Raw genomic sequence first — 22,123 nt, forward strand, 5'->3', positions numbered from 1 at the left:
ATGGCAGAGCTTTGTAAAATTCTCGTTATAGATGATGAAGAGATCAATACCTTGCAACTAGAGCATGTTCTGGATGATGTTGGGGTTATTTGTACATGTAATAAAAGTGAGGATGCCCTCGCTCTTATTGAGGAGTGTATACCCGATATACTTTTACTCGATCTAGAAATGCCCAATGTTAGCGGATTTGACCTATTACTTGAAATTCAAAAAAGACCTCATCTTAGTGATTTACGCATTCTGATCATCACTTCTCATAGTGACCCTGAAATAGAGAAACAGGCACTTTCCATGGGAGCCATTGATTTCATATCTAAGCCTTTAAATTTAACTTTATGTCGAATGAGAGTTGAAAATCATGCAAAAATTCGACTACAAGAAAAAACCATTCAGCGCACTAAAGTAGCTTTGGCTGCTGAAAAAGAGCACTTACGGATCACGTTAGACTCTATAGCTGATGGGGTTATTTCTACTGATGAGCATGCGTGTATCACATATCTAAACCCCGTAGCGCAACGCCTAACTGGTTGGTCACAAACCGCAGCAAGAGGACGGCATATTGAAGACGTTATGGTACTCAGAGATGCTTCAACTAAAAAACTGTCTATCAATCCTTTGTCAGTAGCTTTAAAGGAAATGAGACCGGTTGCTATGGCTATAAACACACAGTTAGTTAGTCGGCAAGGTATGCTGCACCGAGTAGAAGATAGTGCGGCGCCAATATTAGATAAAGATAGCAATAAGCGTGGCGCAGTAATGGTTTTTCAAGATGTTAGCGAAGTCCTTGCTATGTCAGTTCAAATGACTTATTTGTCTCATCACGACCAACTAACGGCATTACCCAATCGCGTATTGCTGCATGATAGGTTAACTCAAGGAATAGCTAGAGCCTCATTTAATAATACTAAAGTGAGCCTAATGCTTCTTGACTTAGATAAATTTAAATACATAAATGATGCTTTAGGACACCATATTGGTGATGAAATAATTGCCCACATAGGTCATAGCCTTGATAAGTTTGCATGTAATGATATTACTGTTGCAAGAGTTGGCGGCGATGAATTTGCACTAGTTGTTCCCTATGAAAAGGACACATTTGCTCTTGAGCCGCTTATTAGTCAAGTGCTAGACGTCATCGCTAGACCTTTTAGATTAGCTAATGAGCAACATGTTCTTTCAGCAAGCTTGGGGATAAGTGTGTATCCTGATGATGCATCAAGTGTCGAGGAAATGCTCCGTCATGCAGATTCAGCCATGTATAAAGCAAAACAAGAAGGCGCTAATAGCTATTATTATTTTAGTAATGATCTCCAAGTTGAAATGACTAAGCGTTTAAAAGTGGGTAATTGCTTACGCAACGCGCTAGATAATAATGATCTAGTGGTGCTTTATCAGCCAAAGTATGACTTAGTAACTAATGACGTTATTGGCGCTGAGGGCTTAGTAAGGTTAAAAGATGACAATGGAGAATTTATATCGCCACTTAATTTTATTGAATATGCTGAAGACTCAGGGCTAATTTATCGTTTAGGTGAACAAGTTTTGGAACAAAGCTGTGTTGATGCTAAAAAGTGGCTTGATGCAGGGTATCCAAAAAAAGTCGCTGTTAATATTTCAGCTAAACAATTTACTGGTGTATCGCTGGTTGATACGGTTGCATCAATATTAGAAAAAACCAAGTTACCAAGTCGTTACTTAGAGCTGGAAGTAACCGAATCAGCACTGATTGATAATTTTGAACAAACGATAAAGCAATTACAGGCGATCGCTGATATGGGAGTCAGCCTGGCGTTAGATGATTTTGGTACGGGGTATTCTAGCCTGTCCTATTTAAGGCTATTTCCCCTTGATGTGCTAAAGATAGATCAGTCTTTTGTACGGGATATGATTAGTGACTCTCAATCACTTGACATTGTTACTGCAATTATTGATTTAGCCAATTCTTTAAGCCTACAGATTGTAGCTGAAGGTATTGAAACAAGCCAACAAAGAGATAAGCTAGGATCGCTAGGCTGTGCGATTGGTCAGGGGTACTTACTTGGTAAACCAATGCCCTTTGTAGATATTATGGACGTGTTTACTCAAGCCAAAAATAAAGGAAATATATGCATTTAGCTCTTAAGCCATTAACGCAATGTAAAATATTAATTGTTGATGATGATGAAATAATTCGCGTTTCACTACAGACGATCATGGAAGACTATTTTGAAGTCGAAACGTTATCGATGGGCTCGCAAGTATTGGATTATTGTAAGTCCAATATCCCAGACCTCATTTTATTGGATGTAAATTTACCTGGTGTAAGTGGCTTAGAAATATGTACAGAGCTAAAACAGAATATAGCTTTTGAGCATGTTCCTATCGTATTTATTACTGCAAGCTATGATACTGATTCTCAAAACGCCTGTTGGGAAGCTGGCGCCACAGATTTTATTAGTAAACCTGTGACGGTCTCAACGCTTATACATCGAACTAAAAACCACGTAGAGAACAAGCTGCGTTTGGAAGTGTTGATGGAGTTGACTTATAAAGATTCTCTTACAGGACTATACAATCGGCATTATCTGGAGGAAGAAGTCGGCAATGCGCTGAAACAATCAGAGCGTGAAAAAAAGCCGTTTAGTGTGTTAATGATCGATATTGATCATTTTAAACTTTATAACGACCATTATGGCCACCTTCAAGGTGATATTTGTTTAAAACAAATTGCCAACGTGTTTGCTGATACTATAAAAAGACCGCATGATGTAGCGATTCGATTTGGAGGTGAGGAGTTTCTGATTGTTCTACCTTATACCGACCTTGAAGGGATGACCCACGTATGCAAGCAAATAATTTTACAGCTTAATAAATCAAATATTGAGCATAGTCAATCGTCCACTGGGCAAGTGACCGTGAGTATTGGCGGAGTAACGTATGATAAACAGAATATAATGGGTCTTAACGAGTTGATCTCATTGGCTGACGAAGGACTATATTGCGCCAAGCGAGATGGCCGTAATTGCTATAAATTACAGGTTTTTTAATTTAGCCTCTAAACGAAGTATAAAATTTAATTTGCTTTTTTTTAAATTGTTTAGTCTATACTTTTTGTCTAAGGGACATTGATATTGGATAAATAATAATGAGTTATTCACCTGAGCGTAGACACTTCCTGCGTACAGTGGGGGCAGGAGCCGCTGTATCAACAATCGCATTCAAAGCGCCTTATGTATTTGCAAAAAAAGTGACAACTTTGCGCGTCATGGGCACTCACGTTACACTGCAAGAAGAGCTTCGGCAGCGAGCTATGCGAGAGCTTGGTATAAATTTACAGTTTATACCTATGGGTAGTGCAGCCGTTTTGCAAAAAGCGGCTGCGGATCCAACTTCTTTTGACCTTTATGAACAGTGGTCAGATTCAATCAATATCCTATGGCAGGCTGGTGCTATTCAGCCAATAGACGTCGATAGGCTTGTCTACTGGAATGAAATAAATGACCTTACTAAAACAGGCAAAATAGCTCCCTTGGCCAAACTAGGTGCAGGTGATGCACCAAACAAAATTTTATTTGTTCAAAATGATGGCTCATTAGCAAGTACACCTACAAAAAAAATAAGTTTTATGCCATATGTCCATAATGTTGACTCATTTGGCTATAACACAGATTACATCGAAAAGGGGCAAGCCTATAAAACTGAGTCTTGGTCTTGGTTATTGGATGATAAAAATAAAGGAAAAGTGGCCCTAGTTAATGCACCAACAATAGGCATATTTGATGCTGCGCTTGCAGCTCAGGGCCAAGGTTTGATGACATTTAACGATATTGGCAACATGAGCATTGACGAACTAGATAAATTGTTTGCAATTTTATTGTCGAAAAAAAGACAAGGCCACTTTTCAGGTTTTTGGACATCAGTACCGCAGTCAGTGGATTTTATGAAGACCAAGCGCGTTAATATTCAAAGTATGTTTTCACCGGGTGTGAGTGCCTGTCGAGGCCAAGGTATTCCTGTTGTCAATGCATCCCCGAAGGAAGGATATCGTGCTTGGCATGGTGTTATGTGTTTATCTGCTAATACCACGGGGCATGTAAAAGACGCGGCTTATGACTATATGAATTGGTGGCTATCTGGTTATCCTGGCGCCTTTATCGCTCGTCAAGGTTACTATATATCTAACCCACAGCGTAGCCAGCCGTTAATGTCTAAGCCTGAATGGGATTATTGGTACGAAGGAAAAGAAGCAACCACTGAGCTGATTGGTACGGATGGTAAAATTTCTGTACAAGCAGGTCAGACTCGAGATGGCGGCAGTTATATTAAACGTTTTTCAAATATAGCTGTGTGGAATACGGTAATGCAAAATTACGATTATAGTTTAGATAAATGGTATGAATTACTTAATGCTTAAGGACATCGTTTGGTACATTTAATATCGCGTTCTATTGCAGCGAAAATGACATTAGCGTTAGCACTGGTGGTAATTACACTCAGTATCAGTTACATAGTCATGGACAAACGCTTAGAAGCAATTGATACATCGGTAAATAATATTACGGATATTAGTAATCATGCTATTGGTATTTTACGAATAAACAAAGATATTGTTGAAATGCAACGTGATATTTCGGTCTATGGCGCATCAGGAAGTGATGCGGTATTTGCTAAGATTGAACAGAACTACCAAAGTATTGACCAGCGTTTAAAAGCAATTGAGAAAAAAAATAGTGAAGTTGACGATAAAATTTATATCGATGCCATGTCTGAACTTGTGCTTAGGTATGGCGATAATTTAAACGTGCTAAAAAAGCGCTATAATATAAAAACAGCATTGATAGATACAGAGCTGCCACGTATTTATTCAGGCGCTGTTGCCCATTTAACAGGCTTACTGCAACTCAATGCAGATTTTAAAGATAAGTTGCTAATTACGCAGAATATAAATATATGGCACACATTACATCACAATGCGCAGCTTTTTTTAACTAAAAAGGACTACTCTAAGCGTCAACAAGTCACTAAGGCGCTGAAAAATATTTTAAACACTGAATTTGATTTTTCAGTCGCTTTGCAAAAACAGCAAAACATGTCACTAAACCCAACAGTTAAGTTAGCTGTAGATTACCAGCGAGCTTTTACTAAAAGTGTCCAAGCAAATCGTAACTACTTAAGCTTAGTTAATGTTGTTATGGCGGGTGATGCCATTGAGTTTAGTGCATTAGCAGATGCCCTTAGAGAGCAATCTTTATTGCGTCTAAATATAATAAAGGAAACAGGCTCAGTAAGTATTTCAAAAACCGAGCATATTTTACAGCTACTCGGAGTAGGCGCTATCTTGTATATCATTGGACTAGCGTTATTTTTTCACTTTCATATAGCACATGCTATTAAACTATTAACCAAAAGTTTTCAAAGCTTTCTTAATGGTGACCTATCGGCGCCCATTCACGATTTAACACGCAAAGATGAAATAGGTGTGTTAGCGGGTGCTGCAAATCGTTTTAGGGGATTAAGTAAAGACTTTATTTCTGCAAAAAAGACGGCCGAGCATACTTCTAAGGTCAAATCTGAATTTTTGGCGAATATGAGCCATGAGATCCGCACTCCTATGAATGGAATTTTAGGTATGGCGCGACAGCTTGGCAATACCTCTTTGACAAATAAGCAAGCGAGAATGTTGGAGATTATTCAGTCTTCAGGGGCCAGCCTGCTAGTTATCATTAATGATATCCTCGATTTGAGTAAGATTGATGCCGCAAAAGTCGAGCTTGAAAACCAATCAATCAATTTACATAAAATGCTAGAAGAGTTAAAGCTGCTATTTAATGAGCAAGCAAATGCGAAACAGGTGCAGTTTTTTGTTTCATCGCCGACGGACGAAGAGAATATTATTTTTGCAGGAGATGAAACACGTATAAAGCAAGTACTTATAAATTTGTTAGGTAATGCCATTAAATTCACCGAACGAGGCAGTGTTGCATTAAGTGTAAATATTCAGAAAGAGGCGAATAATGAGCTTATATTGTCGTTTGGTGTGTCGGACACCGGTATAGGTATATCACACGCGCATATTGAGACACTCTTTGAAGCTTTTTCACAGGCCGATACCTCGATTACACGCCGATTCGGTGGAACTGGGCTTGGTTTAGCGATTACCAGTAAGTTATTAGCGCTTATGGATGCGCCTTTAAAGGTAGAAAGTGAGCTTGGTAAAGGCTCGCTCTTCTATTTTGAATTAAAGACTCAAAGGAGTGATAAACAGGCGAGTCGACAATATGAAAATACTAAATTATCAGCACCGAAAGAGATTGATCTATCTCACTTAAATGTATTAGTTGTTGAGGATAATGAGGTTAACCAAATTGTTATTGAAGCGCTTTTGAAAGAGTTTAATATCACTTGTATCAATGTAGCTGGTGATGGTAAGCAGGCGATTGCACAGTGCGAAATGTGTGCGTTTGATATTATTTTGATGGATATGCAAATGCCAGTTCTTGATGGGCCTCAAGCAACAGTTAAAATTAGAACGATGCCAGCTTATTTAACAACACCAATAATTGCTTTAACTGCAAATGTATTAGGAAGTGATAAGCAACGTTGTTTTGAATCCGGCATGGATGATTTTATCACCAAACCAATAAATTATGAGTGTTTAAGGGCAGTACTCTTAAAGTGGTGTAATTCACCTAACTTAGCATTAGTAACAAAGGGCTAAAATGAATATTTCCATGAAAGCAAATAAGTCAGTTGTATCTTCAACGACGCTCGTTAGGTGGCTCACGTTCTTTTTTGGTCTGTTGTTGGTTTTGGCGGTTTTATTATTTGAAACGCATGTAAAAAAAGATGTGCTAATGCAAATAGATAGCGAGTTTTCAACAACAAACCTGCGATTAAAAGAAGTGGTGACTTCATTTATATCTCGAGCAAAATCGGATATTAGTTTTTTGCATTCTACCCCACCAATTTCAGGGTTGCCAAGAGCTCATTATAACAATGGAATAGATCCATATGATGGAACCACTTATACACAGTGGAAAGAGCGATTAGAGACCATTTTTATTGGCTTTATGGAAAATAATTTAAATATTGAGCAACTGCGCATTATTGCCGTTACAGCCGCAGGGGAAGAGCTTATTCGCGTGCAGCGTCGAGGTGCGTCAGTCGAGGCTGTAGCAGATTATTCATTACAACCTAAAAGTGGGGAGCTGTACTTTTTACCGAGTTCGCAGCTTGAGGCTAAGCAAATATATTTATCGCCCATGTCGTTGAATCGCGAGTTTGGAGAGGTTACATTTCCATATAAGCCGATGTTACGGCTTTCTATCCCTATTTACAGTGAAGAAGGTAAGCGTTTTGCTTTCTTAATTATGAACGTGAATGCAAATGCGCTAATTGAAAAATTAACAGCCTCGGTGTTTGACTATTCCCAGCTAATTATCAGCACCTCTGAAGGCGACTTTTTATACCATCCTAACGAAAAGTATCGCTTTACAAGAGATTTAGCACCGAACATCACATGGGATACGCTATATGAGCAGCCGATCCGATACCAAGGACTTTATCTTCTGGATCTGAAACAAAAAGCGGGCGATCAATATTATGTGTGTTCCGATACAGTTCAAATGCGACCAGGGAAAAAGTTTAGTTATATCAATTTAAGTACGGTTATTTCAAAGCAGTATATCGATACTATGATTAGCGATAAACGGCTTTTAACGTATGGTTTTTTATTGGTAATTATCTTCTTCAGCGTAATATTACTTATTACTTCTTATCGAAATACGACCAGAAGCCAAATGCTAGCAGAAGCACGTAGAGAATCGTCTGCTATTGTCGATGGTTCAATTGATGCCATTGTTGGTTTAAATCTTAAAGGCGAACTAACCAGCCTTAACTTTAGTGCAGAACGATTGTTATCAACGTCTAGATCTTTATCGATAGGCAGGCACACCAGCGAATTGATGTTGCTTCAACAATTACCCATAGATACGTATATAGCAGGTTTAGAAAGCTCGAAACCACAAATTCATGATGAACGCTCCGTAGAGGTAAATGGGCAATGTTACTTTTTTGCTATTTCTGTAAGTCCGGTATTTTCTGAACAGCTTGTAATCAATGGTCTTGCGCTTATTATTAGGGATATTAGTAAAGAAAAAGAGGCGGAGGTTAAGGTAAAACGTTTGAACTCTGAACTCGAGTCAAAAGTTAGAAACAGAACGCAAGATCTTGCTGAAGCGAAAGATCAGGCTATCAAAAATAGTGATATTAAAAGTGCTTTTATTTCAAATATTAGTCATCAACTAAGATCCCCGCTGAATGGTGTAATTGGCACATTGAATATTTTAAAGCGTGAAGAATTACCAGAAAAATCACGTAGGCTGATTAGCACTATGGAGTTAAATACAGCTAATTTAAGCGTGTTAATAAACGATATATTGGACTTGTCTAAGATTGAAGCGGGTAAACTTACATTAAATTTTAAAACATTTAATCCTAAATATTTGATTGAAGGCTTAGTTGAATCGTCCTCTATAATGGCCTTTGATAAGGAGCTTGAGGTTTATCTTGATACACGGGGTTTAAATTGCCAGCGAGCAGTATCTGATCCATTAAGGTTAACCCAAATAATCAATAATTTAATTCATAATGCGATTAAATTTACAGAGCGTGGTTTCATTAAAGTCAAAGTTGATTTAGAAAAGATCGAGGATCAAAAACACAAATTAATTATTAGCGTTCAAGATACAGGCGCAGGCATTGAATATAGCGCCCAGCAGCACTTGTTTAAAGCATTTAACCAAGCAGATAGCTCTTTTAATGTTGGATCTGGCAGTACGGGACTTGGGTTGTCAATATGCAAAAAATTATGCCTTATGATGGGGGGCGACATAAAAGTCAGATCGGTCCCAAATGAGGGCAGTACGTTTAGTTTTGAGATAGTAATTGATAGTGTTGAGAATACACCAAAGAGCAAACTTTATTTGTCTAAAAAAGCCCTTGTTGTTAATAGTAATAAAGAATATCAAGAGTTACTTGGGCAGTTAATTTGTCATGAAGGGGGCGATGTTGAACTCTCAAGTTTTGAAGATTTAGCTGATGTAACAGCTGAACCCTATGACATTATTTTCTTTGATGCACAAGACAATAAAAATGGTGAGTTAGAACAAATAATTGATGACTTTATGCACCATAATTCAAACGCTAAAATTGTCGTATTACATAAGCCAGGATCACCATTACCTAAAGGTATTTCAAGTAAGGTCACGAAAATTAGTAAACCATTCACACAAAGTGATTTGCTAAGAGTGATTGGGTTAACGCTGAGTAAGCTTGATCGATTGCAGCTGCTGACGGTAGAAGCAAGCGAAAACAGTGATATACCAGTACAAATTTTAGAGCAAATTGATGGATGTAGTATATTAATTGTTGATGATAATGAGATAAATATCGCAGTAGCAGCTGGCGCACTTGATTTGTTACCAATTCACATTAAAACAGCAAGTAACGGTGAACAAGCAATAGAAGCATTAAAGCTTAGTTGCTTAGCAAAGCCAATACGTTGTATTTTGATGGATTGTCAAATGCCTATCTTAAATGGTTACCAAGCCTGTGAGAAAATTCGTGCAGGAGATGCTGGTAATGAGTTTATAAATATACCTATTATTGCTATGACCGCTAACGCCATGATGGGGGAGAAAGAAAAGTGTTTATCAGTTGGTATGAACGACTATATTAGCAAGCCCATTCAAGCTAATGAAGCGCAAGCTAAAGTGATAGAGTGGGCATTATCTAATTACGAAAAGAATGTACCCCCTGTAACTGGCATTTTGGTTGAAAAAGAAGTGCTATGGGATCAAAGCGCAGCACTTTCTCGTTTACTTAACAAAGAAGCTTTGCTTATTAAAATTTGTACTATGTTTATTAAAACAGCACCAGAGAAATTTAAACAGCTAACAGAATTTGTCGATGATGGTAATTATGAACAAGTTCGCCAAGTTGCGCATTCTCTTAAAGGTTTATGTGGTGAGATAAGCGCCGACAAGCTAAGAAGTGTGTTTGCAGAGATTGAACTACAAGCAAGCAAGGGGCAACTAGATATTGAAAAAGAGTTTTCACTTCTGGAAAAGCTGCTTCCTGTGCTACTGAATGACATGAATGAATGGCTTGAAGAAAATAACGTTTAGATATGCGCTATTTTATGAAGTGGCACATATCAACCTCTTAAATCTTAATACCAATCGACTTAAATATTTAACCATTCTAGCGAGCTAAATAAAGCGCTAACTGCGTTGTAATTTTTTCAAGTAGAACAATTACATGTCAAAATTTACGCCTTGTTATCACTGTATTTATCTGTCGCTATACATGGTCAGTAACTTAACACGATTGGTATAACCGGATTGCGGTGATCATCTAAAACTATATGAAATTAAGCAAATAAAAATAATTCTTAATTTTATGTGTTTATTAATTGCGAACTGTTTACGTTTAGATTAATATGAAAGCTAGAATGTTATTGAGAGTGGTTTGTATTCATGTATATCTGTTTATGTCACGGTGTGACAGATAAAAAAATTGAACAAACAATCGACGAAGGCGCGACTACAATGCGCGAGCTAACTAAAGAGCTTAAAGTCGGTAGCCAGTGCGGCAAATGCTGCGGCTGTACTAAAAAGATCCTCAATCGTAAACTTATCCAAATCGCTGATATTACCGATCAAGTGGCGTAGCTATTGATGGTAATTGTTTAATCTCAGTGACATTTATCTGTATTATAAAAACTAAAAAAGCAGCCTAAGCTGCTTTTTTGGGTATTAACCAAGCGTTACATTTGCGACTGCAGGTAGTTTTCAATACCGGTGCTTTTAATTAACAGTTGTTGCGTTTCTAGCCAGTCAATTTGCTCTTCTTGCTCAGATAAAATGTGATCGAGCGCTTCGCGGCTAATATAATCTTTTTTACTTTCAGCAAGTTTGATCGCATCTTTTAGATCAACCAATGAATCTAGTTCAAAACTCATGTTGCAGGCAATCATTTCTTCGCTGTTTTCGCCAATGCGTAAACGGCCAAGATCTTGAAGATTAGGTAGGCCTTCTAAAAATAAAATACGCTCAATTAAGCGGTCAGCGTTTTTCATTTTTTGAATCGAGGTTTTGTAATCGGCTTTGTCTAATACGCTAAAACCAAAATCTTTAAACATACGGGCATGCAAAAAATATTGGTTAATGGCTACTAATTCATTTGCCAGTATTTTATTTAATGCAGCAAGAACGTCTTTATCGCCTTTCATAATTTAGCTCCTATTCGCCCATTTGTGATTGGTGATAGTTTTGGCTACCAATTTTATCAATCAAACCAAGTTGTTGTTCAAGCCAGTAAACGTGATCTTCTTCGGTATCGAATAATAGCTTTTCAAGGATCTCACGTGACTGATAGTCTTTTTCTTGCTCACAGACTGCAATTACTTCTTTAACACATTCAACGACTTCAAGCTCAAGGGTTAAGTCATTTTGCATCATTGATTTAACATCATGACCAATAATAAGATCACGGCGTTTGGTCATGTTTGGTACGCCTTCGAGGAATAAAATACGCTTAATTAACCAATCAGCGTGATCTTTTTCTTCTTCCATTTCATGATTAAGGCGTACATAAAGTTTATCTAAACCCCAATCATCGTACATGCGTGAGTGGATAAAATATTGATCGATTGCTGCAAGTTCATTTGCAAGTAATGTGTTAAAGCTGTCGATAACTTTTTGATTACCTTTCATAACGGCCTACCTTGAAATTCATAATTGCGACAAGTTTAGTGCAAAATCACAAAATTGCAAGTATTTTCCTTTTAAATCATATGGTTAATATTGCGTGTGATTCTCGTTTAAGTTTGCATTGTTGGTTGCTTTATGAACAGATTGCTATTTATATTTCTGTTAAAGTCGGCTGAATTGGTAAGGTAATAGAGGCTCGTTCATTGCACAGCGCAATGAACGAGTTTAATGATGCTTAAAATTTATATTTAACGCCAACTGTTGCTGTTGTTCCTAAACCTTTGATGTTATAACCGCCGTAGGTATACGACTGAGCACGGGCTGGAAAGTAACCTTCGTTAAATAAGTTTTCGATACCTGCAAACCCTTGCCAGTTATCGGCAAACTGGTATTGGCCAGTTAAGTTAAAAATATTATAACTTTCGACAGGGCCTTGATCGCCCACATATTTACCATCGGCATTTGCTGCAAAGCGTTTTCTATCGCCGACATACAGGTAACTTAATGTTAGTGACATAGCATCACTAGGTTGCCAGTTTAGGTTAGCTGTCGCTTTTGGTGGGCTGATCTGTTTAGAACCTAAATAAACATCTGCTTCGGTGTTTTTACCTTCAACATAGCTATACGTTGCCAGTAATTTTAGGTTTGCAGAAATTGTATAATCTACCAGTGTTTCGTAGCCCCAAATTTCCTGTGGTGCTCGCACAGGTTCATATACGCCGGTCACTTCATTAAATTTATTGGTTGTGCCAAGTTCAGAGGTACTACGATAGGCGGCAACTTCAATACGTACATTATTAAACTGTGAATTAAAACCAATTTCATAGTTGTCGATGATCGAGGCTTGCGTTTGGATCTGTCCAATATCGTTTACCGTTGCAGCGCGCAACAGACGGCCAACATCTGAAATATCGGAGCCTTGTGAGTAGCTTAAAAATGGGCTGAATTTTTCATCAAGGTTGTATTTAATACCAAAATTATAGGTCGTCGCATCGTAATCTATGGTGTCGCCTTTTACGCTAATAGGCACTGAACATTGAGTCGGTGTTTTACATAATTTAAGTGTGCGGTAATCGTCTACGCTTAAATCAATGCGCTCTTGGCGAACACCGGCTTTGACAATAAGGTCATCAGCAATCACCCATTTGGTTTGTAAAAAGCCAGCAACACTTTGCATATCCATCTCTGGAACCCAGATACGGCCATCAACAAGTGGCTGAGAAGTCACATCGGTTAATGCATCGATACCATAAATAAATGAGGCTTCGATAGAGTCAAAGTCTATCTGGGTATTGAATGTTGCCCGAGCGCCTTTTTTCTCTGATCTGATAATTGACTGGCCGCCGTCATAATTTTCGTCTTGATTAGCAAGGCTTGGGGAGAAGAAAAACACGTTTTCTATATCTTGCATATAAAGATCTAAGGTCATTTGGGTGTTATCAAATAGCGCGTAGTCTATGTACTTTAGGGTGATATTTTCGTTGCCATCGGGGCCTTGTGGTTTACCTTGTTTTTGTAATTCTGGTGGTACATGGATTGCGTAGGTTTTTTCGCCTAAGCTCATATCGCCAGCAACATCGCCTAGGTCAGTTTTTTGCTGCGAACTGAAGTAGTTATAACTAAATTTTAGCTGTTTTTCGTCATCAAAATCATAACCCAATTTAGTAAAGTAGTTTTGTGTAACTGCGTCGGATAAACCATATTGTAAACCGAGTATGTCACCTTGGGCATCGCGTTGTACGCCATTTTCTTCATAGCTGGCAGTAACTAAATAGCTAAATTTGTCAGCACGGCCATTAATGGCTGCTGATAGCCTTGCACCGGCACTTTCCTCTAGTTTTACCGCATTAAAGCGACTCGATAAACTTATTTCACCTTCGGTTTTACCATCACTTTTTGCTTGTTTAGTGATGTAATTAATAATACCGCCTGATGCGCCGTTACCGTAAATAGAGGTGGCACCTTTGATCACCTCAATGCGACCGATGGCACTTGGGTCGAGGCTCTTTATACCTAAAGAGCCATTACGCAGTGGGGTTGATTGCGGCACGCCGTCAATCATTATAAGTGGTGCACGACCGCGCAGCGTTTGCCCGCTATTACTCGAACTACCTGTATTAGGAGCAAGGCCCGGCACCATTTGCGCAAGCAAACTTTGTAGCTCAGGATTTACTTTTAAATGCTCTTCAATTTGCTGTTGATTAATAATAGTAATTGATGCAGGAACCTCATCAATGCTTTCAAAAACACGGCTACCAGAGACAACCACACGCTCCATTTGCGTATCGGTTAATTGGTTTTTATTGATTGCTTCATCGGCAAAAGTGGCAGTGCTTATAGCGAGGGCTAATAAAGTGAAAGAGGTTTTAAACATGAAGATCCTTTACGACTATGTAATTATGAGATATTGCTGTTTTTATTGGCGCAATAATAAGTGTAAAGAAGTGTAAAGGCAAGGGTATTGATAGTTATTATCAATTGCATTTTGTTTTTTTGCTATTCAAAAAAGTTAAACATCAGCATTATGCTTGCAAAAAATGCCAACCAAAGCGGCGCACTTGCTTGATATTTTCCGACATTAAAAATTTGATAACAAAAGCCAATAAGCAGTAGTAGTTCAATAAGTAGCTGGAGTGGAAAACCCACAAAGGCATAAATGAGTCCTATCACTGAGAGAAAGCTATTACCTGATAGTTTGCTCAAGGTGCCAGTAAAAAACTCGGCTGCTATAAAAAAACACAGGTAGTTGATTATAAATAATAATAGAACACTTTTCATAGCTCTCGTCCTTAAGCTTTTTTCCTGATGCGCTAATAAGTGATTAATTTAATGTAATGGGTACGATTAATTTTAGGAGCTAAAATAGGAAAAATAAAGCAACGTCACTTGTTTAAAGTATGCAGTGCCACAAGGCAAAAAGTACATTTACATCGAGTCAGGAACGGCAGTTATTTGAAAGGTAAGATTGGCGTGAGTTGTGAGGTTGGCCTTTGAGGCATCGTAAGATTGCAGGGCTTGACCTGTGGTGTTGATTGCGGGATTACTGTCCAATATTGCGTAAATTAAAATAGCGCCGGTGATGCTTAAACAGATCAAAAACAGCCCACTAACTAATGTCAGTATTAAATGAGTACGCGAGCTGTTTTCAATAAAAATCCAGTTAAATGCAATGATAGCCGCACCATGGTTTGTTATTGTGGTTGTTTATATTCAATAATACATTGCTCAATGGCAAATTTATGGTGTAAATAGTCTTTAATTGCATCAATATCAAGTGGCTGTGTAGCTATGATCATCAGTTCACAATAGGTTGTTTTATCATCAAGTTGCCAGGCTTTAATGCTGTGTACTTGGCTAATTGTAAAGTGTTTTTGTAACGCATTAGTGATTGCTTCACGGTTAAAGTCATTGGGCGCAGCTTGCATAAGAATTTTGCAACTATCAACCAGTAATAGTACCCCATGATAAATAACATATGCTGAAATGAATACTGTGGCAATCAAATCAACAATATACCATTGATAGAGAATAATTAAGGTACCTGCCACAATTACCACGATCGAGGCCATTGCATCAGACACATTATGAATAAATGCAGCGCGAATATTCATGCTATTTTTAGCCCCCGCACGAAAGGTCAACACCGCCGTCGCAACATCAATTACCAATGCTAATGCTGCCACCCAGACTACAATCCAGCCATCGATTGGGGTTGGGTTAAAATAGCTGTCAATGGCTTCTAGTATTAAAAATCCACCAATAATGATTAAGGTGCTGCTGTTTAACAAGGTGGCTAAAATTTCTGCACGTTTATAACCAAAATGATAGTGGTCGTTAGCCGGTTTATTACCAATTCTACGGGCGATTAATGCGATAAAAATAGCCGCTGCATCACTGAGATTATGCAGCGCATCGGCAATTAAAGACAGACTGCCAGAGATGAGACCGCCAACAACTTGGGCAATAGTAAGTAGCACATTGATAAAAACAGCGAAGCCTAACTGGCGATCACTTTGGTCGTCATTGTGATGACTGTGAGAATGTTGATGAGCCATATACGGCATTACCTAAGTTATTATTATATTGATACTACAATATTAAATGAGCATGGCTGAATTAGCCAGCAACATAATGTTGGCATCTGTGGTGGGCGGCTAAGTACTTCTCAGTAAGGGAAAGATGTGTTAAGTTAGCTTGGAAATCGTTCAAAGGATATATTGCTTGAAGCAATTAGTGTTGTTAATTTTAGCGTTTGTACTACTTCAGCCTGTGCTGGATAGTTTTGACGTGGCTGATCATTACGCAGCTATTAATATAACCTCGCAATTATTACATCAACAAAATCAATTAGACGAACACTGCTCTGTCAATAACGATCATGATATTCACCAACTGCAGCATCAGCAATTAAGCCAAGCTTTAGCTGATAACGCCGATGATGCGCATTGTCATGTTTGTCATATCCCCGTATTTTTTACTGAGCCGTGGCAGCAGCATGTCAATTTACCAAACTACGATATTATTAGTTTGAACGCCCCTGCATTTGATTCACGTCTGCTTATTCCCGATCTACGCCCTCCAATTATTTACTCACTAAGTTAATTTTTAGCTGGCCAACATCATGGTCACCGATTTATTTAGTAAGAGTATACGTTATGAATTTATACAAATCATTTGGGTTTGCTTGCCTGTGTGCGACTGTATTAGCTGCACCGCCGGCATTGGCTGCGCCAACGCATAATACCGGCGATTTAACCTGGTTGTTGTCGCAATTAAAACAACACCCAAATTTACAGGCTGATTTTCAGCAGCTGCAAAGTGCCACTGCATCTGTGCGAGCCGCAGGGCAATCTCTATATAATCCAAACCTTGAGTCGAGTATTGAAAAAGAAGGCGATGCTAATAACTTTACTCTTGGGCTGAGCCAAACACTTGATATTAATGATCAACAACAGGCACAACATAGTGCGGCGCAACTTACATTGGTTGCGCAGCAGCAGCGTTTGCAATTAACATATTTACAATTAGTTGAACAAACCCTGATCGCCCTTATCAATTGGCGCAGTAGTAAAGCAGCCTTTCAGTTAGCGCAACAGCAAGAACTGCAATTAGAGCGTTTAGTTACCGTGGTTAAGCGCCGTCGAGCGGCTGGAGAAGTCGGGTTGCTGGATGAACAATTAGCGTTGTACTCACTATCAGAAATTTTGAATCAAACCGCCCAACAAGCCAGTGCTTATGCCGATGCTAAATTAGCTGTGCAGGCACTGTTACCAACGTGGCACGAAGACGGGCAGCTGACACCTGAACAGTTACTCAATGGTATTAAGCTCAATTCAGATACTGAAAATGTGGTCCAACATCCACAACTTTTGCTGGTGAAATCACAATGGCAACAACAGCGTCAGCAAGTAAAGGTGATCAAAGCAGAGCGAGCCATCAAACCAACCATTGGGCTTGTTGCAGGTAAAAGTGGTGATGAGAACCTTGTCTCTGTTAGTTTTTCTATGCCGCTGAATATAATGAATAATTTTAGTGATGAATACCAAGCCGCTGAATTGATGGCGATGTCAAAAGAAGCTGAATATCAAGCTTTAAAGCGCACCATGGCGTTTCAAGCACAAGCCAGTAAAGAGGTGATGCAAGCGTACGCTCAGCGCGTTAAACGTTGGCAGACGATTAACCAAGCAAATGCAGATAGTAGCCTTGCGTTGATAGAGCAACAATGGCAAAGCGGTGATATTAGTACCGCCGAGTACCTAACTATGCGCCAACAGCGTATTTCTGGATTACTTGCTGGCATTGAAATTGTTCAACAAAGCCAATTAGCAAGCGTTAATTGGTTAACGCAAAGTGGGCAACTTAGCCATTATATTTCTACCTTTACGGATCCCCTAACTGATGGAGCTGCATTATGACGCGCTTAAAAATTACTTTTTCTGCTCTGCTATTTATTTTTAGCAATTTAGCACAGGCAACCACTGTTGCTCCACAAGAGTTTGATGATACAAAAACAGACCATCAACACAGTGAAGAAGCACCGCACGCTTCGCATGCTCATACACCAGATGCAGCCCCTGATCATAATGCTACCACAGCAGTACAACTGAGTGAGAATGTTGAACATGATCAAGCAGGTGGGGTACGTTTAACCCCGACACAAATGCGTTTAGCAAATGTGCAGATCAGCCCATTAGTGAAACGTACGTATCAAGCGCAGTTGTATGCCCCTGGTGAAATCAAAGCTAATGGTTATAGCAGCTATGTGTTGTCGCCACGAGTAGATTCAATTGTGGTGAAACGTCACGCAACCTTGGGGCAACATATTCAAGCAGGCGCACCGTTAGTGACTTTATTTAGTGCCGAGGTCGCCAGTGCGCAAACCACTTACCGGTTAGCTAAGGCGCAGTGGCAGCGGGTGCAAAAAATGGGCAAAGGTACGGTGAGCGAAAAACGCTTACTCACAGCCAAGGCTGAATATGAAGTGGCGCAGAGCCAGCTGGTAGCGTTTGGTTTATCGGCTAAAGCAATTGCGCAAAGTGCGGTCAGCCCAGCCGATAAACTGGGTGAGTACACATTATTTGCAGGTACGTCAGGAGCTGTGCTCAGTGATAATTTTGCACAAGGGCAGCGGGTCGATGCAGGAATTGAACTGATGCTGATTGCTGATGAAAGTCTACTGTGGGTTGAAGCACAATTGTCAGCAAATCAGACCATTAATATAGATACAGGCACAATAGCGCAAGTGAAAGTGAATCAATTTATATACCCGGCCAAGGTGATCCAAGAAGCACACACTATAGATCAGATCACTCGTTCGCGGATTGTGCGTTTAAGTGTGCAAAACAGCCAGCATCAATTACACCCAGGGATGTTTAGTGACGTGTATTTTGAATTTTCAACTGAGCAACAAGTGTTGGCAGTACCAGAGCAAGCTCTACTTAGGAACCCTGATGGTGATTGGGCGGTATATGTGCAAGATGAAGACGGTGAACTTATAGCAACTGAAATTGAACGTGGCCGACGGTTTGGTCAGCTTCGTGAAATTAAAGGATTGGCTGAGGGCACTAAAGTCGTAACTCAAGGAGCTTTTTTTGTCGCATCAGAACAAGCTAAAGGCGGTTTTGATCCGCACAACCATTAGGAGCTAACACTATGTTTAATAATATAATAGATAGTGCGATTGCTAATCGACTACTGGTTTTTCTGACTCTTTGTGTATTCATTGTCGCCAGTGTTGTGGTGATCCCAAAACTCAACCTTGATGCTTTTCCTGATGTTACCAATGTGCAAGTGGCTGTTAATACCGAAGCACCAGGTTTGGCTGCCGTTGAAGTTGAGCAGCTGATCACTTACCCAATTGAAGCGGTCATGTATGCATTACCTGATGTAGAGCAAGTTCGTTCGATTTCTAAAACGGGGCTTTCTGGTGTTACTGTGGTGTTTAAAGAAGGGGTGGATATCTATTTTGCCCGCCAACTGGTATTTGAACGCCTGCAAGCAGCAAAAGAGCTGATCCCGGAAGGTATTGGCTTGCCAGAAATGGGGCCGAATACCTCAGGACTCGGGCAGGTTTACCAATACTTATTAGCGGCATCGCCTGAATCTGGCTTGGACAGTATGGCGCTGCGCAGCTTAAACGATTGGATTGTGAAGTTACTCATTTTACCCGTTGATGGGGTCACCGAAGTGCTATCGTTCGGTGGTGATGTGCGTCAATATCAAGTCAATCTGGATCCAAATAAGTTATTGGCTTATCAATTAGATCAGCAGCAAGTTGTAACTGCACTGGAAGAAAACAACACCAATGTTGGTGGCTGGTATATGAACCGTGGCCAAGAGCAATTAGTTATTCGTGGTACTGGTTGGTTTAATGCCGGCACTCAAGGGCTGCAAGAAATAGCACAAACGCCATTAAAAACCATTAATGGCACAGTGATCACCATTGCCGATGTGGCTGAGGTGACGCTTGGCAGTGAAATTCGCCAAGGTGCGGCGACCATGAGTACAAAAGATGTCGATGGTAATATTACATCGCTGGGCGAAGTGGTAACAGGAGTGGTATTAAAGCGCATTGGTGCAAATACCAAGCAAACCATTGATGGTATTAGCGCGCGGATTGCGATGATCAATCAAGCACTACCAGAGGGAGTAACGTTTGAACCGTTATATGACCAAGCTGATTTGATCACCAAAGCGGTTGATACTGTGGTGGATGCCTTGCTATTAGCGTTTGTATTTATTGTGGTTGTGCTGGCGTTATTTTTAATGAATTTACGCGCCACATTATTGGTTTTATTGTCTATACCAATCTCCATTAGCATGGCTTTATGTGTCATGTCGTGGTTAGGGCTCTCGGCTAATTTGATGTCACTCGGCGGTATTGCTGTGGCAATTGGTATGCTGGTGGATGGCTCGGTGGTGATGGTGGAAAATATTTTTCGCCACTTAACTAACAATACTGATGCTGATCACTCACCGGCTAAATTGATCACTATGGCGGCTAAAGAAGTTGCTAGGCCGGTATTTTTTGCTGCACTAATTATTTTAGTGGTGTTTATGCCGCTGTTTAGTTTTGAAGGCGTAGAAGCTAAATTATTCCAGCCAATGGCTATAAGTATCATGTTAGCTATTATTGCTGCTGTGATTGTTGCGCTAGTGATCGTGCCTGCAATGGCAGTGTATTTATTTTCTAAAGGTGTCATAGTTAGGCGCAGTGTATTACTTGAGCCATTAGATAAAACCTATCAAACATGTTTGCGCTGGGCAATGAACGCACGTAAAACGGTGATCTCGCTGGCGGGAATATTAGTGGTGATTGCTGGTATCTTATTGCCGCAACTAGGCACTGAGTTTGTGCCAGAGCTTGAAGAAGGCACTATTAACTTACGGATAACATTGGCACCTTCGGCGAGCTTGGATACGGCATTAATGGTCGCTCCTAAATTGGAATCGATACTGTTGGCCTTTCCTGAAGTTGAGTATGCGCTTAGCCGAATTGGTCGCCCAGAAGTCGGGGGGGATCCAGAGCCAGTTAATAATATCGAAATTTACTTAGGTTTAAAGCCGGTGAGTGAATGGCGATCCGCGGCTAATCGTGCACAACTGCAAGTGTTAATGGAACAAAAATTAGCGCAGTTTCCTGGTTTATTGTTTAACTTTTCACAGCCGATAGCCACGCGGGTGGATGAGCTACTATCAGGGGTGAAAGCGCAATTGGCGATTAAGCTGTTTGGTGCTGATTTAGATGTGTTAGTCGCTAAAGGGCAACAAATTGAGCAAGCTGTAAAAGACGTTGCTGGCGCTAAAGATGTGGCAATGGAACAAATTGCTGGTGAAGCACAATTAGTGATCAAACCGAACCGCTTAGCACTTTCTCGCTATGGTTTATCTGTGGGGGATTTAATGTCGATAGTGCAAGATGGCATTGGCGGCACTGCAGCAGGGCAAATTATTAATGCCAATGAGCGCTATGATATTTATGTGCGCATTGGGGCAGAGTTTCGTGACAGCCCTGAAGCCATTGCAGATCTACGTTTGTTATCACCGACAGGTGCCATGGTGAGGGTTGGAGATGTCGCAACGGTTAATATTGAATCTGGTCCGCCACAAGTGCGCCGTGATGACGTTCAGCGCCGAGTAGTGATCCAAGCCAATGTACAAGGGCGCGATATGGGCTCTGTGGTTGCGGATATGCGCCTTGCCATAGCTGAGCAAGTTGATTTACCGCCAGGTTATGGCATTAGTATTGGTGGTCAATTTGAAAACCAACAACGGGCGCAGCAGCGTTTATCTATCGTGGTGCCTATTTCGCTGGCTTTGATTGCATTACTTTTGTATTTTGCATTTGGCTCGATGAGTCAAGCATTACTTATCTTAGTCAATGTGCCATTAGCGGTGATTGGTGGTGTGGTTGCACTTTACGTTTCAGGGCAATATTTATCAGTGCCAAGTTCGGTAGGTTTTATTACCTTATTTGGTGTGGCGGTGCTTAATGGTGTGGTGATGGTTGAGAGTATTAATAACCGCGTGAAAAATGGTGATAGTTTAGATACAGCTGCATTTAATGGTGCACTATCTCGGCTACGACCCGTACTAATGACGGCGTTAACCTCTGCGCTTGGTTTGATACCCATGTTGATATCTACAGGGAGCGGCGCTGAAATTCAAAAACCATTAGCAACGGTTATTGTTGGCGGATTATTTACCGCAACCTTTCTTACCTTATTTGTATTGCCGGTACTCTACGCTCAATTTAGTCAGCAGTTCTACCGTACACATAGGATTAATAAATAGTGTTGTAAATGACCTCACACAAGGCGCATAAACTTGCGTCTTGTGTTATTTAGTGCATTAATATAAGTAAGTTTCTA

Annotated in this window: 15 protein-coding genes; 10 read left to right on the forward strand and 5 right to left on the reverse strand. The window is 39.9% G+C overall.

Annotated elements, in window-relative coordinates; translation table 11 throughout:
- The 6 genes from J7338_RS00825 to J7338_RS00850 all read left to right on the forward strand — a co-directional run bounded on the left by J7338_RS00825 (position 1) and on the right by J7338_RS00850 (position 10,712).
- The gene (locus tag J7338_RS00825) at positions 1-2,115 is read left to right on the forward strand and encodes a GGDEF/EAL domain-containing response regulator (RefSeq protein ID WP_210794693.1); all 2,115 of its coding nucleotides are present in this window, start codon (positions 1-3) and stop codon (positions 2,113-2,115) included.
- Positions 2,106-3,026, forward strand: coding sequence for a GGDEF domain-containing response regulator (locus J7338_RS00830; protein WP_210794695.1), 921 nt, complete (start codon positions 2,106-2,108; stop codon positions 3,024-3,026). The genes J7338_RS00825 and J7338_RS00830 overlap by 10 nt, the downstream gene beginning before the upstream one ends.
- Positions 3,027-3,124: 98 nt before the next feature.
- Positions 3,125-4,393, forward strand: a complete 1,269-nt coding sequence (locus J7338_RS00835) for an ABC transporter substrate-binding protein (protein ID WP_210794697.1) — start codon at positions 3,125-3,127, stop codon at positions 4,391-4,393.
- A 9-nt stretch (positions 4,394-4,402) separates the two neighbouring features.
- Positions 4,403-6,697 carry a response regulator gene (locus J7338_RS00840; RefSeq protein WP_210794699.1) on the forward strand — a complete coding sequence of 765 codons (2,295 nt, stop codon included), beginning with the start codon at positions 4,403-4,405 and terminating at the stop codon, positions 6,695-6,697.
- Position 6,698: 1 nt separating this feature from the next.
- Positions 6,699-10,166, forward strand: a complete 3,468-nt coding sequence (locus J7338_RS00845) for an ATP-binding protein (protein ID WP_210794701.1) — start codon at positions 6,699-6,701, stop codon at positions 10,164-10,166.
- Between the two features lie 351 nt (positions 10,167-10,517).
- On the forward strand, positions 10,518-10,712 hold the full coding sequence (locus J7338_RS00850) for a (2Fe-2S)-binding protein (protein ID WP_210794703.1): 195 nt from the start codon (positions 10,518-10,520) through the stop codon (positions 10,710-10,712).
- Between the two features lie 95 nt (positions 10,713-10,807).
- Here the strand turns inward: J7338_RS00850 and bfr (J7338_RS00855) are convergent, their stop codons facing one another.
- From bfr (J7338_RS00855) to J7338_RS00875, 5 genes are all read right to left on the reverse strand, one after another.
- A complete protein-coding gene (gene bfr / locus J7338_RS00855) occupies positions 10,808-11,272 on the reverse strand; it encodes a bacterioferritin (RefSeq protein WP_210794705.1) in 465 nt (154 codons plus the stop codon).
- 10 nt (positions 11,273-11,282) lie between these two features.
- A complete protein-coding gene (bfr, locus tag J7338_RS00860) occupies positions 11,283-11,756 on the reverse strand; it encodes a bacterioferritin (RefSeq protein WP_149980077.1) in 474 nt (157 codons plus the stop codon).
- A 232-nt stretch (positions 11,757-11,988) separates the two neighbouring features.
- On the reverse strand, positions 11,989-14,127 hold the full coding sequence (locus J7338_RS00865; RefSeq protein ID WP_210794707.1) for a TonB-dependent receptor: 2,139 nt from the start codon (positions 14,125-14,127) through the stop codon (positions 11,989-11,991).
- Between the two features lie 122 nt (positions 14,128-14,249).
- Complete coding sequence (locus J7338_RS00870) at positions 14,250-14,531, reverse strand: hypothetical protein (protein ID WP_210794710.1); 282 nt, start codon at positions 14,529-14,531, stop codon at positions 14,250-14,252.
- A 413-nt stretch (positions 14,532-14,944) separates the two neighbouring features.
- Positions 14,945-15,808: a cation diffusion facilitator family transporter gene (locus tag J7338_RS00875; protein WP_210794712.1), complete on the reverse strand. Its 864-nt coding sequence runs from the start codon at positions 15,806-15,808 to the stop codon at positions 14,945-14,947.
- 166 nt (positions 15,809-15,974) lie between these two features.
- Here J7338_RS00875 and J7338_RS00880 point away from each other — a divergent pair, with 166 nt between their 5' ends.
- Genes J7338_RS00880 through J7338_RS00895 form a run of 4 tightly spaced genes read left to right on the forward strand, consistent with a single transcriptional unit; the run spans position 15,975 to position 22,046 of the window.
- Positions 15,975-16,355, forward strand: a complete 381-nt coding sequence (locus J7338_RS00880) for a hypothetical protein (protein WP_210794714.1) — start codon at positions 15,975-15,977, stop codon at positions 16,353-16,355.
- Between the two features lie 53 nt (positions 16,356-16,408).
- On the forward strand, positions 16,409-17,668 hold the full coding sequence (locus J7338_RS00885; protein WP_210794718.1) for a TolC family protein: 1,260 nt from the start codon (positions 16,409-16,411) through the stop codon (positions 17,666-17,668).
- Positions 17,665-18,894: an efflux RND transporter periplasmic adaptor subunit gene (locus tag J7338_RS00890; protein WP_210794721.1), complete on the forward strand. Its 1,230-nt coding sequence runs from the start codon at positions 17,665-17,667 to the stop codon at positions 18,892-18,894. The genes J7338_RS00885 and J7338_RS00890 overlap by 4 nt, the downstream gene beginning before the upstream one ends.
- Positions 18,895-18,905: 11 nt before the next feature.
- On the forward strand, positions 18,906-22,046 hold the full coding sequence (locus tag J7338_RS00895; RefSeq protein ID WP_210794723.1) for an efflux RND transporter permease subunit: 3,141 nt from the start codon (positions 18,906-18,908) through the stop codon (positions 22,044-22,046).
- Positions 22,047-22,123: the final 77 nt, after the last annotated feature.

Origin of the sequence: Pseudoalteromonas ostreae (assembly GCF_018069805.1) — a bacterium.
GTDB lineage: Bacteria > Pseudomonadota > Gammaproteobacteria > Enterobacterales > Alteromonadaceae > Pseudoalteromonas > Pseudoalteromonas ostreae.